This window comes from Haloarcula sp. JP-Z28, assembly GCF_011440255.1.
In the GTDB taxonomy this organism is placed as follows: domain Archaea; phylum Halobacteriota; class Halobacteria; order Halobacteriales; family Haloarculaceae; genus Haloarcula; species Haloarcula marismortui.
The window spans coordinates 1-14,862 of the sequence record NZ_JAAOHT010000085.1 but is presented as its reverse complement, the minus strand read 5'-3'; the positions used below and the strand labels follow the sequence as shown (position 1 = coordinate 14,862).

Below are 14,862 nucleotides of genomic sequence, written 5' to 3'. Positions count from 1 at the left end.
TGGTTTATGCTCTCGTGTTCGCCCCGTCTCCGCCGGGGCGAACACGTCGAACTCGCCAAGAAACTCGAAGGAGAGATGCTCAAACAACGCTAACGTCTCGGTCTCCGCGACATTGAAGAACGACTCTGCCGAAGGCTCATTCTGCAGGGTCGCTGAGTCCATACCACCTCAGCATTCACCCTGCTCTTTGGTGTGGTAACTGTTCTATGACACCCTCTAGCTAACTGCATATAGTTCACAAACTAGTCGGTTGAGCGTGGGCCGTGGTGTATGTTCTGCCGATGTGCTGGTCGTTAGATGAGATGTTCGACGGACTCGCCGTCCCGGGCTAAAGTCGTTCCCGTCCATCGTTGGGTATCTGGGTGACATTGAGACGAATACCGACACACCGGTCTGCTGGAGCGTATCAGTGCTTGCCAGTAAGTCATCGGTGGCGGGGCGTTCGGTTCCTTCCCCCTCTAATCGAACACCAGTCGCTCTCCATTCCGGCCAGAAATCGGAGTCCCTTCGATACGCTGTTGGACGCGTTCGATGTCGTATGGAACCCGACAGAGATCGACAGACAGGTCGGACAAACCGACGACTCCATATGCAGCATCTGGATCGCCGTCACGAGGCTGGCCGACACTGCCGGGGTTGATCACGAGTCCGTCATCGAATGTCTCGGCGTGTTGGATGTGCGTGTGGCCCAAAACGAGAACATCTTCATCCTCAAGGAGTGTTGGCGAAAAGTCAGCCGGCTCTGTGTATCGGTCTTGCTCGTCAGGATGGTCATGCACGATTTTGAGCCGCTCGTCGAACAGTCGGAGTTCGCGGGGAAGATCCCCTAACCACTCGATATCGTCTGCAGAGAGAACTCGGCGGGCATATTCGTCGCCAGATTCCCAGGTCATCCCCCTGACGACATTGCGATCGTGGTTTCCCACGACGGTCGGGATACTTCGGTCCCTGACCATGTTTAGACACGCCTGGGGCGATGGCCCGTAGCCGACGATGTCACCGGCACAGAGGAGTGCATCGACAGGTTCCATATCGTCAAGGACCGCCCTCAATGCAACAGCGTTGGCATGAATATCGGAGAGCAACCCGATGCGCGTCGCCTCGGTCATCGTATTCCTAAATTTGACATGTGGACCGTAATTAACCTACGGGCCAGCCATCGCCGTGTGATCATTGGTCGACAGCTAAGTCTGGTGTTCTGAGCTTCACATCAACATTGTACCGGCGATGTGTGTGTGGTCTAGAGCGAGGTGATAATGCCCATTCCAGTTTCTTAGTTGGTTCACTGACGGTCAATTGCCCTTTGTTAGCAGCCTCACTGGCATTCTCTAGGCTGTCAAGGTGCTCACGGGTCCAACCAACGTATCTGAGCAATTGGCTAACCGCTCTGTCGCTGCCATCGGACTTTTTCAATTCAACAAGACACATCTTGAAGTCGGTTTTGTGAATCGAGAAGATGTCTGGTCATCTGACCACAGTCGAAAGTGCCACGCCTGCATCTAGATAACCTGTCTGGAACATTTTTAACACAGGACCCACCTCGTTCAGCTACGACTGTGTGGCGCTCTAATTAAACGGCTGATCGTGACCTATGAGTGGCTGCAAAGACTGAGATAGCGACATATCCACTCAGATATCTGTCACGTAGTTCTAGCAACCGAGCGTGCAACACGCCGTAGCGTGCTATTATTGGCTGTGTCGGCTGGGTACCTGCTCACGTAATAGGTGGTCCCATCCACCGACCAACTAATGCGTACCGTCCTGTTTGTACGCGTTTGCCTTGCCTCGAACTCACCCACTTGCACGGGCACTCCCGTAGTCGTATTCTGTGTCCCGTTGAGAATCCAAATCCTGTACTGGGTGTCATTGCCAGTGGCCTCATACCTGAGTGTCGCCACTTCGGGATCAGATGTGCGGTGTGAAGCAACTTCTAACTCGAATTCTGCTGGCATGTTCGGGTCTGGTACTGGGAGTGAAGCAGCGTCGGCCAGCGCTGCTCGCGACTCGTAGTTATTAAATTGAATTTGTTGTGCGTCGTCCGGAATCTCTTGTGGTTCAAGTTGGAACGTTCCAGGTTCGAATGTCGGATTGAACGTTACATTCCGATATGTGACTATATACTCATAGTCATCACCATAGGCAACGAACTCTGTCTGTCGTTTGATTGGAAATAAGGACTCAGTATCTAGCCACAGCGTCTGTGACCGCAGCGACATATCTTCACTGGCCGGAGATAGCTCTAGCCGATAGGCTTCTCGCCCGTCAATCGTTTCTGTCCCATTGTATAGGACTGTCACATTCCCGCCACGATACGCAGACGAACTGTTTTCTCCAGACTCGCTTTTTTGTGGCACTACTGGCAGGGGTGAAATGCCCGGTGTCGCCGTTGGCTGAGGGACAGGGCGGTTATTCTTCGCAGCGGCGAGGAGTTCTGGATACGTCGCCTCTGTAGAGCTATTATCGGTCTGGAATGACATTCGATGAAGCTCATTCGACTCTGGATCATAGGAAACAAGCGTTGATCCGTTCGCAATAATAAATCCACCTTCACCAACCCGTGGTTGTCTCATCTCCTCTGCTCTATTAACCGACATCACTCGTTCAAAATACGCAAACGAACCAACTTGTTCCCGCTTTTGAGTGACGATTGTGGCTGTTTTGTTGTTCCGGGTTTGGACTGTGGTTACTGTTGCGTTGACGGCATTTACCGACGCGTAGCGGTCTGTTGCCTCATCCTCTGATGGGAGTTCCTCATTCTCACTGGACAAACTCCCGATTGCACTACATCCGCTCGTTGTGACTAGCATCACCACAACCACCACACGTGCAAGCCCTCGCAGGCTGCATAGGTTCATCGCAAACCTATACATATGTACAGGGATGGTAACAATTGAGTGGATATAAAATACTGTTTAATGGGTTGATCGCATCGAAGCTTCGAATAATGCTCGCCGGTGCGTCGGTGTGACCCTCAGTGAGGTTTGTTGGGTGGCAGTCCGAAGATGCCATGGAACAGTCAGTATGGGTTTCTGAGAATCATCAACCCGAGTTCAACGATGAGGTTCGTCGAGGCGAACATGAACGCGAGGAAGTTCACCACGTGAGCGCCTTTCTTGAACAGACCCTTTCCGATGGCGACGGCACCGAAGCTACAGCCGCTACTGGCTGCGCCAAACAGCGTCGCCTTCGTGAGGCCCACAATATCGCCATCACCGAGGACAGTCGCCATCCGCTCTTTCGAGACATAGACCTGAACGAGACTGGTGATGACCAGCCCCATGATGATGGCCCACGCCGCCGTCCAGAGGAAGCCGACGCCGATGCGAAGCGCCTCGGTTACCATTGTACCCAGTGTCGACAGCATGGTCGGGTCTACGATTCGCTTTCGAGTCGATTCCGCCGTCGTTCGTATTCCTCGTCGCTCAGTTCACCACGGGCGTAGGCGGTGGGTTCCTGTGGATGACGCTCTGGACGGTGGTCCTGATTAGTATCCCGCTCGGCCTCGGGTACTTGTTTCTCACCCAGCGTGACTCCGGTGGTGGCACGACCGACGACGCACTGACCGTCCTGCGGCGTCGCTACGCCAGCGGTGAAATCGACGAGGAGGAATTCGACGCGCGCCGCAGGAAACTGCAACGCGGTGAATGAGTGGTGGCCGACTCGCACGACTCAGGTGACGTGAGCCACCGTGAACACAGTCACGACGAGGGCCACACCCACCACGAAGAGCACAGCAGCCACGACGGTCACGGCGACCATGGCGGTGGCCACAAGCGCGGCGGGATGCACGCCGGTCACGAACAGATGTTCCGGCGGCGCTTCCGAAAAGTCGATGAGACACACTCATTCGTCGGAGTTCCACTCGCCACCGACTCTGTCGACGCCCATCATCGCCGATCCGGGATGTTCGGTGAATACGACTTTCATGTTTTCGTCGGGAATATCGAGTTCTTCCGCCGCATACTCCATCGTGGCGAGGGCAAACGCGCGTTTCCGGTCGATGGACCTCCCGCGACGGATTTCAGCGTCGAGGAACAGCAGCGGTCCATCGACGGCCCGTCCGAGATGCATCTCCGCCGGGTCGCGCTCTCGGATTGTGACCGCGATGTGGCCGGCAGTCGTCGCCATTTCGGTCGTGTAGAATTCTGTTACGCGTTCGGCTAGCGAGGTTTTCGCAGCATCCGATAGCGTCCGTGCGATGTCAAACTGTAGCAGTGGCATGGGGGCAGTCATCCCGAAAGCGACTTTTATTTTGTCCGTCCAGCCAACCACCCTAGTCAGTGGCATGACTGTCGAGCTCCCTCAGTCGAAGGGCGTGTTTCGGCTGCCTATCCCATGGTCCATCTAACCAGCATCATTTAAATTGTGGGTGGTCATACTGAGGGCAGGTTGAACACATTGCACATCTGCCTCGAATCCCGGCCGAGGTCCGGTGAGTGTTCTAGGGAATACGGGCAACACGGTGGTGTTGAATTTAGTGACTGACAACTCCGAGACTGTCGAATACGCCGACGTGGAGGATATTTCACCGATGGCGTGGCGACTCCTCCGGGTCGCGGCCGGATACGAGCAACGGGGCGTCGAGCGAGAAGTCGACGACCTCATGCAGGCACACCTCTCAATGCTTGAAAACGGAACTCGCGGCCTATCGGACGCTCGTCGTCAGGTCCTGTTCGACCTGTATGCGGTCGACCTCAACCCGGACCAGATCAACGCGATAGTCACCAACTTCTAAAACGTCATTATACATCACCCAAGATTTAAGACCGGTGGCTGGGGAGTACTCTGTGTATCAATGATACACCGCACTCTGAGCGAGGTACAGACACGGCTGGTCAAGTTCGGGATTGTGTGTCTCGGGACGGTGCTCATCGCAGCCGCACCGACGCCGGCGGGGCTCTCGCTGGCCGGTCAGTACACGCTCGCGACGATGTTTTTCGCCGGGACGCTGTGGGTAACGGGCACGCTCCCACTTGCGGTGACCGCGCTGTCGATTCCGGTGCTGCTCACTGCTACTGGGGTCTACGACGACATGGACACCGCGCTCGTCGGGTTCGCGGACCACCTCATCTTCCTGTTCATGGCGGGGTTCATGCTGGCAAACGCCCTCCAGAAGTACGACATCGACCGGCGTATCGCGCTGTACACGATGGCGAGGATGGGCAGTTCGCCCCGTCGCCTCATCGGCGCTGTCATGATATCCACTGCGGGACTGTCGATGTGGGTCTCGAACACGGCGACGGCAGCCATGATGACACCGATTGCGGTCGGTGTCCTCTCTCAGGTGCTCAGCAGCGAGGGCGTCGCGGCGGTCGGTGAGTCTACCCCAGAAGGGGCTGCTTCGGGAACGGCCACGGACGGTGGCATCGGCACCGCGGACGAGTTTACCAACATGCAGATTGGGATGTTGCTCGGGACGGCCTATGCCGCCAGTATCGGCGGTGTTGGGACGATAATTGGTACTCCACCGAACGCCGTGCTCGTCGGGCAACTCAACGCTATCCTTGGGTACGAAATCGGATTCGTCGACTGGCTACTCATCGGGCTGCCCGTCGTCTTCATCACGCTCCCTCTCGTCTGGTATCTCCTTACATACGTCCTGTACCCGCCCCAGATCAACAACGTCGACGAGGCACAGGCACAGGCACAGGCGTACCTCAACGACGAGGACAGTCTCGACCCGCGGGGGCGACGTGTCGCGATTATCTTCGGGGCCACGGCCGGGCTCTGGGTGCTCGGTGGCCTCGGCACGTTCCTGGCCCCGTATCTGCCGGCCGTGTGGCTGACCACACTCTTTGGTGGCAGCGGGATGACGATCTTCGGACTTGAGGGCCACCAGGGACTCCTCTACTACGTGATGGTCGGTGTGATGGCCATCCCCGCGCTCGTGCTGGCCGACACGATGGAGTGGGACGAACTCGTCGACATCGACTGGGGAACGCTCCTGCTGTTCGGCGGCGGTATCTCGCTCGCCGACGCGCTCGCGAACACCGGAACGACCGAGTGGATAGCGAACACGGTGTTCGGCGGGCTCACCGGGATGCCGGTCGTGCTCATCATCGCCGCGGTCGTGCTCGTCGTCGTGTTCCTGACCGAGATGACCTCAAACACTGCGACGACGACCATTCTTGTCCCGATACTCATCGGTCTGGGCAGTGTCTTCGCGGCCACGCTCGGGCTGACGGATTTCAAGACGGCGATCTTCCTCTCGGTCTCTGGGGCGATCGCGGCCAGTTTCGCGTTCGCGCTCCCCGTGGCGACGCCGCCGAACGCCATCGTCTACGGGAGCGGATACATCAAGCAGAGCCACATGCTGCGAACCGGCGTTATCCTCAACATCGTCATGACTGCAGTGCTGACGGGGCTCATCTGGCTGCTGTTCACCTTCGTCTGGCCGCATCTCCTCTGGTGACACAGCGAGACTGGAGTGTCGACCCCTCTCTCTGGACAGGAATCAGCACCGAACGATATCCCTCGTCTTCCTGTGGCAACTCGCCGCGAGCATCTGTTACTACGCCGTGTTCGCAGCCACGCCGTTTCTCCGGGACGAGTTCGGGCTGACCGGAACGAAAGCCGGACTCGTGGTGACGGTACTGACGCTCGGCTACGCGGTGTTTTTACTGCCACTGGGTGCGGTCACGGACCGGTACGGCGAACACAGCACCCTCTCGATGGGCCTCGTCGGCCTCGCCGGGGGCGCGCTGCTCGTCCCGGTCGCGGACACGTACGGACTGTTGCTGTGCAGTGTCTTCGTCCTCGGTGCGCTGTATGGCACGGCGATACCGGGCACGAACAAGGCGATATTTGGAAACGTCCCGTCCGGGCGGCAAAACCTCGCTGGCGTCGCCGTCGCCGACGCTCAACAACGGGATAGTGGGCAATAGAATCCGGGGCGGCTCGGATAACTCTGGGTTCCCGAAGTCGGTTCGGATGATTCCCCAGTATGTGGGTCCGCCACGGGGAGCGCCTGTGTGCCAGTACCGGAACGTTTACAGCTGGATCGGTGTATCATTGATACATGGCACTGGAAACGGTACTGGTCGCTGGTAGGCCCGGTGACGAGGGTAACGGGCAGCAACTCGCATCGACGGCGATCGACATAGCGAAGCCGGCGGATGCCCGAGTGATCGTCGGCCAAATATTCACTGATGAGGAATACGAAACTAGCAAAACAAGTCTGGGTTTCGACGCCGCCTCCGAAGTGTCGCCCGAACAGATAGCGGCCCAACACGGGCTCTTCAAGTCGATCGTCTCACAGCTCGACTCCGCAGAAGTCGAGTACGAACTGCGCACTGCAACTGGGCCACACGCGAACAGCATCATGGACCTAGCTGCCGACGTAGATCTCATCATTGTCAGTGGAGCGAACCGCTCACCGACGGGGAAAGCCGTCTTCGGCTCCACCACGCAAGATGTCCTCCTTCAGGCCCCCTGTCCCGTGGTGTTCGTCCGTCGAGAGTGACCGGTGTGAAACTGTGGCGCACAGCTTCGATGCCACCTGAGGACTTGGCGGCGTGCCTTGAAGACCTAATCTGCCGGTTCAATCCCGGCGCGTCCGAAATAACTGCCGTTATTTCAGAGACACAGCGTGAGTCCGGATTCTGCGGACTGTCTTGCAAGCCGCTTCGCCGAGTTGAACGGTGCAAATTGGAGCGGTTTCCTGAAGTCCGGTGAAGTCTGGCCTCGTGGCTTCATCTATGAGTGAGACCGTGCAGAGATGACTACTCCTTCGCTTGATTGGAACCCTGTTTGAAGCTCTCGATAACAACTGCGATTTTGTCCGTCGATGGAACGTCTCGGACGCTGTACTCGTGTGGGTGCTGCTGGTCATGTGGATATTCATCCGGTTGCGGGATATCGTATGTTTTGGTGCCTTGGAAACCGCTCAAGAACTCTCGGGTGAGCATCGGTTCTACGAACGCCAGCTGTGACCCCTCTTTGTCCCCGATGAATCCCTGAATGAGTGTGTTGTCAAAGTTCGTGGGGTCACCCTGCTCGTCGGGACCGTTTGGGAGCTCAGGAGCGTCTGTCGGCGCTGCGTGTTCACCCATGTCTGTAATATACCGCTCATCAGCGACGGGCGGCGGTGGTCGCATGTACCCCTCTGGAAGTTGAGCGAAGTCGAAGTTAGTCTCGATTCCGTCCGATGTTTTGGCATCGTACGGTGGAACCTGCGGACCCGCAATGTTGTCCACCGTTGCCGGGTCAAGCATGTGGAAGTGGATATCGAAATGGGGCTTCTCCCACGCTCCTTTGCCACCAAAATGGCCGTCTGGATTCCAGTTGAGTCCCAAGAAAGTAAATGGCGTATTAGCCGCGTCCGGGAACGGCACAAAGAACTGGAGCGACTGTTTGAAGTGGATCGTTGCTGCCTGTCCGCCAATCCGATACTTATCAGTCTCTGCCCGATTGTCTGATTCAGTTATATCCGTCTCGTCTGGAAGCCCTTCGAGTGCGGCGTGATCGAACTCAATTCCGTGATACTTCGCCTCTCCTGACGGTGTTTCACTCGTAAAGGTTCGGACTCGCCCGTTTCCGAGGGTAACGCTTCGTCCATACTCAGTGATTCCACTTGGCGGAAAGCCCTCCCAGCTATCGGTGCTATTTCCAGTACCCTTCGCGTCGGACTGCTCATCGTTGGCAGTTGCTATAGGTAGACCGACTCCGCCTAATATCGCACTTCCTGCAAGGGTCGACTGAAGCAGTGTTCGCCGACTTAGTGCGACCGTCGAATGGTCTGGCGACTGACCTGCTTCCTGTGTCTGAGCGGAATCTTTCACCATACTAAAAAATATATCCCCATTTACACTTTAAGCTGTGCGCGGCTGGAATAGAACCGCACACCTCCAACGAGTTCGCCGCGCTGTCAACCTAAAACAACCTCCTGCGTTGGAGTCAGCAAAATCTGACACTGGACTGCTGGCCACGATACTCAGATTGGCGCGGCGATTGTGCTGTGCTTTGTCGCCGGAAGAAACCCAGTGGCGTGGGTTTACTTGCCACCGTGAGGCTGGTCTTGGAAACCCCTCACCCAGCGGGGGTCACAAAATTGCTTCTCACACTGCCGTCAGACTGCCATCGTGACAGTTCCATGCCCTTGCAAGGACAGCCTGAGCTGGTCCGTTGACGCTATACTTCCTATATCACCCCGGTTAGATGACGAACGTAACCTGACGGAACCACCATGGCTTAAGTACACAACTGCACTACAGAAGAGGCGAATGGGCTCGGGGCCGGAGTTGACGCAGACATCGCTGGAGACACTTCAGGAAGCACTCCAAACGGAGCGAATTACCTACGTTGATACGCTGAATGAAGATATCGGCGCAGTTGTTGAGAGTGCAGACCAGCTTGCCTTCGATTACGTCGTCGGTGATGTCTCTGACTATGGCGTGTCCTCGAATGACCATGTCCATCTTGATCTGGTCCATGAGGGCTCGACGATTCACTGCGTACTCTTCGGATACAAGCGGTCAGCTATCGACGCTACGATCGAGGATGGGATGCAGGTGGCTGTGAAAGGCTCACTGTCGTACTACGAAGACGGGGGCAACGTGTCCGTCATCGTCGAAGACATCGTTGAGGTCGGTGAAGGCACGTACCAGCGGATATACGAGCAAAATCGGCAACTGCTGGACTCGGATGGGTTGCTTGATCCGGAGCACAAACAGGCGCTTCCAGACTTCCCAGAACGAATCGGGATCGCCACCAGTGCAACAAGCGATGCCCGAATGGATGCAATTACCAGCATTCACGAGCGATATCCTGACGTTGATATCGTCATCCAGAACACGAGTGTTCAGGGCGACGATGCAATGATGTCGATCATGGGTGCGATCAGTGAACTCGATGACGACCCGCGGGTCGACGTTATCGTTCTCACTCGCGGCGGCGGTTCTGACAAGCATCTCCGGGTGTTCAACGAAACACCGCTCTGCCGCGTCATCCACAAAACCGAGACGCCAGTCGTGGTTGGAGTCGGCCACGAGAACGACCGAACACTGGCCGATGAAGTGGCCGACAGGCGGGTGATGACACCGACCGAGGTGGGCAACATCGTTCCAGAGCGGCCCACGCTGGACGCGGAACTGGAAACACTCGAAGAACGTCTCAACACAGCCTACACAGAGACTGCCGAGACGACGCTGGAAACGATGGATGACCGACTCACACGGGCCTACAGACGAACAGTTGAGTCGGATCTGTCTGCGTTCGAAGCTGAGTTGGACCGCACATACGACACCCACGTTCGAGATGAACTGACTGATCTTGCGAACCGGCTAGAGCAAGCGCGGACCCAGTATGACCAGCAGCGAAAACGTGAACAAGAGGTCGCTGCCCATCGCCGCCAGCGTCGACGGCTGCTGCTCATCTTGGTAGCGCTGGGCTTGCTTGTTGTGGCCTTGCTCCTGTACATCCTGCTTCCACTATGAAAGACGAGACAATCGCCGACAAGACCGACCGACTTGAACAGATTATTGAACAGCTCGAAAACGGAGACGTCGCGCTGGAACGAGCGAACGAACTCCATGCTGAGGGCACAGAACTGATTGCTGAGTTGGAATCCGAGCTAGCTGTTGGGGATGGCGAGGTTATTGATCGCTGAAGTCCGGTTAAAACTGTTTTGAGTTGTAGTCGCTCTCCTCACAGAACGTCCCGTATTTCGATTTCTGTGGTGGCTCTTGCGATGGCTGCACCCTCGCCGTCAACGTTTATTTCAGAAAGTTAAGACTCAATGGACGGCTAGGCAGCGGATTTAGATCAGCTAACCAACAGCCGGGACAGTTCTCATTCTCTGTTGGTTAGCGTGTTCAGAGTACTGGAAGAGTCCGGGTACGCTTACGAAGTCTATGTGCCCTCACAGAATGCTTCGAATCCGGGCCAGCAGTCCGGTGACTCGTCCAGCACACGCCGGAGGCGCTCATGCACATCCTTCCGGATACCCGGGTTCGTTTGTAGATATTCGCTGAGCACCCACGTTGAGCGGTGGGTGCGTATTTGGACACACTGCCGATGGCACACTCGTCGCAGATGTACTTTCGATGGGCCAACGCATCGACTTTCGAGGTCGCTGTTGGCGCGTCCTGCACGACCCAGTCCCGATGGTCACCCCAAATATCGATCTCGAGGCGAGAAGCTACGACAAGGCGATTTATTCCTGATTTAATCGCGTTAATTCGGCGAAAACCGGCCCCAAATCGGCCTCATGGCTTGGCCCCCTTATCACCTCCCGCCCGATACGTCGAGTTGCAATGTTCGAAGCAGATCCGCTGACGATTGTCCAGTTCGCAAACGAAACGGCTCAGATGGCGATGCAGGCAGGCCCACCGACAGACCTCCCCGCGCAGGTTCCGGACTTCGTCGGGAACATTCTGGCTGAGGTTAGCTCCGCGGCCGGCGGTGAGTCCGGTGGCCTCGGTGAGGTGATCAGCAGCATGACACCTGGTGGCAGTGAGGCCGGGGCGAATACGGCCGCAGAGAACGCGACTTCGGCCGCGAACGGGGCCGCGGACAATGCCCCTGGCAAATAAGCACGCAGTGGTTCCACCAGTTGGACCTGATTAGGGTACGGAATGATTGTCTGGCGCTGGCCGTTCTTTTGAGCGCTCTAAGCAGGTGTAACTATCGTTTCAGCGTATGGGTGTCTGACGACGAGACCAAGATCGCTGGGGAGTGAGTGGTTCGGTTGGTTGTGCTAACCAAGCCGACCGCGAGGCGGTTCGAGATATCTTGTTGCATACCGCCTCCTCGTTCCTCTTAAAAAGTAACCGCAATGAGCCGTCGTAATCACATCGGTTCTTTCTTAGCTAAAGACGGATGAGAGCAAGTAATTAAACCGGACGACTGCAGTTCCTGTCTATTCGGGATGTAGTTGCCGTTGAGCTTCTATTGCTCCGCTCTGACGAATCCGGACTTCATGCGTCTCAACAGAGAAACGAACCTCGGTAAACTGTCGCCCCGCTACTGCCTGAAGCCCGTTGCAGAGCGACTCAGCGTCGACGTACTCGTCCAGTACTGGTACGTCATCAGTAGACAACTCCTCCAGAACTTCTGCAAGCTCTACGATGAGCTCAGTGTCGCCGTCCCAGTCATGAACTGCAAGCGTTTCCCAGTTCTGGGAAAGCGATGGAGTAGCAGCGCTCTCTGACATACCTACATTTGGTTACATACGTACATGAAAACATCGGCCTAAGTATCAGTAGTAATAACTACGTCAAAATAAATTGAATCAAGTAGTGGGGACTCCGAGACCATCTCGAAAAGCGTATGGCCCAGTACAACCTCCTCGGCGTCTCCGTCAGCCGAAACAACGGCCACGGAGATCGTAGCTGTTCCAGTTATCGGCTGCAGCCGCACCATCAACACCGAAAAAGGGCGGTTGGCCCTGAGTGAGTAGTTCATGTGATCTGGTCAGTACAGAGGAACAGGCTAACAGAGCCGTCCGCGTTCGACTCGGTGGTTGCCAGTAGTACCGCGCAAGATACAGAGGGTGTATCCAGCATACTGAGATTCGATTGCATTCTCGGAGAAACTGGTGAAAACTGGACTAGTCAAATAGCTACGTCACAGTGGCTCGATAATGCCAATTGTCGTGGCCACCGCCACGATCATGAAGAGACCACCGGAACCCAGAACCGCTACAGCTTTTTGCTGACGGAACTGGAGACATTGTCTCTGTCTATGCCAGCGCTGCTGTCGAGACTGGATTTCACCTGACCCAGTGTGGCAACCTTCGTGTGCAGGGCTGCGATTGACACTGGCTAACAACCCATAGTTAGAATTAATTATCGACGGCGAATACCACCAAAACAGGTTCTGGTCCCCGCTGCAGGCCGACTCCTACGCCACCCTCACGTGGGAGAGGCGGTATGCAGGATCCGGAACCTGTCCGTGTCTCTGACAATTGCGGTTGTCGGGCGAGACTGTCGGTGCCCACCGTCGCCCGACATGCCCCTTTTGCAAGGAACATAGCACCTGTTTGACACCACTCTGGTCACAGCACTCCGTCACTGGTGGTCACCTCCAGCGACGGGTCTGGTCGGCGTAGGTAGGTCCGTGAGCGTGTCTGACGGCGCCAGTCAACGTACCTCGTTCGTGCGAGCGTCGAACTCGTCCCGATTGATGCGGTTTTGCCCGGTGAGTGTGCTGAGATTCTGATAGAGCCGGCTGTCATTGAGCGGCGGAGCCCTCTTCTTTGAGCTTGAGCCTGAGGACGGGACTATCAACGATACCAATACGAGACTAATCAATTTCTACCGACAGGTTCGGGACAACCCAGAGGAGCTTATTGACAAACTTGAATCGTTTGACGACCCTGAATCCAAGGTAAACCCAGATAACGACTATTCTGAAACCAGCCATACCGGTCGCGAAATCAAGAATTATTATTACCAACAGCGAGCGCGATTTAATAAGCGGCCGTACGGTGAAAACTTTGATCCACTCACCGAAGCGGCATTGCTCATGTATTTGAATCGAACGTGCTACAACGGCCTCTATCGAGAGAACAACAGTGGTGGATACAACGTTCCGATTGGCGATTTCACTGACCCCGACTGGGTTCAACACGAACGGATTCACAAAGCCAGTACAGTGCTCACAGGAACGGACATTCGCAATGACGACTTCACATATATCCTTGACGCCGCAGAGCCTGGTGATTTAGTTTATTTCGACCCACCCTACAAGCCGATGAGTTCGACTGCCTACTTCACTGATTACAGTGCCGACGGATTCGACCAAGACGACCAGAAACGGCTCTTAGAAGTAGTTCAAACGCTCGCAGAACAAGATGTACACGTCATCGTCAGTAATAGCGGTGTGATGTACGAAATGTACGAAGATGCAGGCCTTCAGGTCGACAAAGAGGGTGCGACTCGGGCCATAAATAGCGATGGTGACAGTCGCGGCGAAGTGGACGAAATAATCGCGACAACAGTCGAACCAGCGAACCGGGCCACAAAAGGCCAAACGTCTCTTGGCCAGTATAATTCTTGAGTTGAGCCCTACTGACGCTACCAACAATGACTGTGTACAATAGGTGATAGAATAGAATCCAACGCGAGATCCGGGCAGTGTACTCTACTTACCGCTGATGATGTTGTTCGCTTCGTCACGGGTACGCTTCGCGGCCTCCTGTGCATAGCCCTCGTGTGTTGTTTCGATGGACTTGTGCCGCAGTACGTCCTGCGCCAGCTGTGGGTTTTCGCGATAGAGTTCACGACCGAGGCCACGGCGAGCCCCGTGGGGTTTCAGCGGCTCCTCGAAGTCATACTCAGACCACTCACAGAGGTCTGCCAGTATGTTCCGGGCTGACTGCGTTGTGATCGACGGCGTCGGGTCCAGTGCTTTCGCCGCGTTGTCGAGCCTGGGGAACACGGCCTCGTTCTCGTCGGGCTCTCGGAGTTGCTTCCAGCGCCGGAGCGGGCGAAGTGCATCGTCGAGGATGGGTGCAGACTCACGGGTGCGATTCTTGCCGAACACTTGCATCGTGCCAGCATCGAGGTCGACGTGCCGCCACCGCAGGCCGTTCCGTTCTTCATCATCGGAGACGGCGACGAGTTCCGCACTGCGGGCTCCGGAGTAGGCGAGTAAGAAGACGAGTGCCTGGTCGCGGTAGGCCGCCGTGCGGTCAATGTCGTCGCTCTCGCCGGCTTCATCGACGCGGGCGGTGGCAGTCGCGCAAATGGCTTCGCGGTCGCGTGTCGTCCAGTACTGTTGGTCGGTTTCAGTCTCGTCGGTCGGAAGCGGGCCTTCGGCGTGGTTGGTCTTGGCCGGGTTCGTCGGTACCAGACCCTCGTAGACAGCCCACGTGAGAAATGAGCGGACGTAGGCGAAGTAGCGGCGGGCAGTCTCAGGTGA

At 56.3% G+C, this 14,862-nt stretch carries 16 protein-coding genes and 3 pseudogenes; 9 read left to right on the top strand and 10 right to left on the bottom strand.

Annotated features, from left to right (window positions below; genetic code table 11):
• From G9463_RS20860 to G9463_RS24595, 5 genes and pseudogenes are all read right to left on the bottom strand, one after another.
• Positions 1-162, bottom strand: a pseudogene (locus tag G9463_RS20860) (IS5/IS1182 family transposase); the annotation flags it as partial.
• A 296-nt stretch (positions 163-458) separates the two neighbouring features.
• Positions 459-1,109 carry a metallophosphoesterase gene (locus G9463_RS20850; RefSeq protein ID WP_165897729.1) on the bottom strand — a complete coding sequence of 217 codons (651 nt, stop codon included), beginning with the start codon at positions 1,107-1,109 and terminating at the stop codon, positions 459-461.
• A gap of 531 nt (positions 1,110-1,640) precedes the next feature.
• The gene (locus G9463_RS20845; protein WP_240150102.1) at positions 1,641-2,807 is read right to left on the bottom strand and encodes a hypothetical protein; all 1,167 of its coding nucleotides are present in this window, start codon (positions 2,805-2,807) and stop codon (positions 1,641-1,643) included.
• A 224-nt stretch (positions 2,808-3,031) separates the two neighbouring features.
• A pseudogene (locus G9463_RS20840) lies at positions 3,032-3,364 on the bottom strand (permease); the annotation flags it as partial.
• A gap of 8 nt (positions 3,365-3,372) precedes the next feature.
• On the bottom strand, positions 3,373-3,426 hold the full coding sequence (locus tag G9463_RS24595) for a hypothetical protein (protein WP_370457980.1): 54 nt from the start codon (positions 3,424-3,426) through the stop codon (positions 3,373-3,375).
• A gap of 33 nt (positions 3,427-3,459) precedes the next feature.
• Here G9463_RS24595 and G9463_RS20835 point away from each other — a divergent pair, with 33 nt between their 5' ends.
• Positions 3,460-3,648 (top strand): SHOCT domain-containing protein, encoded by a 189-nt coding sequence (locus G9463_RS20835; protein ID WP_240150100.1) that lies wholly within the window; start codon positions 3,460-3,462, stop codon positions 3,646-3,648.
• Positions 3,649-3,669: 21 nt separating this feature from the next.
• Here the strand turns inward: G9463_RS20835 and G9463_RS20830 are convergent, their stop codons facing one another.
• Together G9463_RS20830 and G9463_RS20825 are read right to left on the bottom strand one after the other, a co-directional pair.
• Positions 3,670-3,843 carry a hypothetical protein gene (locus G9463_RS20830; RefSeq protein ID WP_165897727.1) on the bottom strand — a complete coding sequence of 58 codons (174 nt, stop codon included), beginning with the start codon at positions 3,841-3,843 and terminating at the stop codon, positions 3,670-3,672.
• Positions 3,844-4,221 carry a tautomerase gene (locus tag G9463_RS20825; protein WP_165897732.1) on the bottom strand — a complete coding sequence of 126 codons (378 nt, stop codon included), beginning with the start codon at positions 4,219-4,221 and terminating at the stop codon, positions 3,844-3,846.
• A gap of 256 nt (positions 4,222-4,477) precedes the next feature.
• Between G9463_RS20825 and G9463_RS20820 the strand changes: the two genes are divergently transcribed.
• From G9463_RS20820 to G9463_RS20805, 4 genes and pseudogenes are all read left to right on the top strand, one after another.
• Positions 4,478-4,735 (top strand): hypothetical protein, encoded by a 258-nt coding sequence (locus tag G9463_RS20820; protein ID WP_370457979.1) that lies wholly within the window; start codon positions 4,478-4,480, stop codon positions 4,733-4,735.
• A gap of 60 nt (positions 4,736-4,795) precedes the next feature.
• On the top strand, positions 4,796-6,412 hold the full coding sequence (locus G9463_RS20815; RefSeq protein WP_165897726.1) for an SLC13 family permease: 1,617 nt from the start codon (positions 4,796-4,798) through the stop codon (positions 6,410-6,412).
• Between the two features lie 31 nt (positions 6,413-6,443).
• Positions 6,444-6,839, top strand: a pseudogene (locus tag G9463_RS24135) (MFS transporter); the annotation flags it as partial.
• Positions 6,840-7,018: 179 nt separating this feature from the next.
• Positions 7,019-7,462, top strand: a complete 444-nt coding sequence (locus G9463_RS20805; protein WP_165897725.1) for a universal stress protein — start codon at positions 7,019-7,021, stop codon at positions 7,460-7,462.
• A gap of 259 nt (positions 7,463-7,721) precedes the next feature.
• Here the strand turns inward: G9463_RS20805 and G9463_RS20800 are convergent, their stop codons facing one another.
• Entirely contained in the window at positions 7,722-8,783 is a 1,062-nt protein-coding gene (locus tag G9463_RS20800) for a hypothetical protein (protein WP_165897724.1), read from the bottom strand.
• A gap of 438 nt (positions 8,784-9,221) precedes the next feature.
• On the opposite strand from G9463_RS20800, the gene xseA reads away from it, so the two are divergent.
• The 3 genes from xseA to G9463_RS20785 all read left to right on the top strand — a co-directional run bounded on the left by xseA (position 9,222) and on the right by G9463_RS20785 (position 11,531).
• Positions 9,222-10,433 (top strand): exodeoxyribonuclease VII large subunit, encoded by a 1,212-nt coding sequence (xseA, locus tag G9463_RS20795; protein WP_165897723.1) that lies wholly within the window; start codon positions 9,222-9,224, stop codon positions 10,431-10,433.
• On the top strand, positions 10,430-10,606 hold the full coding sequence (xseB, locus tag G9463_RS20790; protein ID WP_011225057.1) for an exodeoxyribonuclease VII small subunit: 177 nt from the start codon (positions 10,430-10,432) through the stop codon (positions 10,604-10,606). Before xseA ends, xseB begins: the two co-directional genes overlap by 4 nt.
• A 646-nt stretch (positions 10,607-11,252) precedes the next feature.
• The gene (locus G9463_RS20785) at positions 11,253-11,531 is read left to right on the top strand and encodes a hypothetical protein (RefSeq protein WP_165897722.1); all 279 of its coding nucleotides are present in this window, start codon (positions 11,253-11,255) and stop codon (positions 11,529-11,531) included.
• A gap of 326 nt (positions 11,532-11,857) precedes the next feature.
• On the opposite strand, the gene G9463_RS20780 is transcribed toward G9463_RS20785, so the two are convergent.
• Positions 11,858-12,151, bottom strand: a complete 294-nt coding sequence (locus G9463_RS20780; RefSeq protein WP_165897721.1) for a hypothetical protein — start codon at positions 12,149-12,151, stop codon at positions 11,858-11,860.
• 1,022 nt (positions 12,152-13,173) lie between these two features.
• Here G9463_RS20780 and G9463_RS20775 point away from each other — a divergent pair.
• Positions 13,174-13,998, top strand: a complete 825-nt coding sequence (locus G9463_RS20775) for a Dam family site-specific DNA-(adenine-N6)-methyltransferase (RefSeq protein WP_240150098.1) — start codon at positions 13,174-13,176, stop codon at positions 13,996-13,998.
• Positions 13,999-14,082: 84 nt separating this feature from the next.
• On the opposite strand, the gene G9463_RS20770 is transcribed toward G9463_RS20775, so the two are convergent.
• A partial coding sequence (locus G9463_RS20770; protein WP_165897720.1) for a site-specific integrase occupies positions 14,083-14,862 on the bottom strand: 780 nt, incomplete at its 5' end.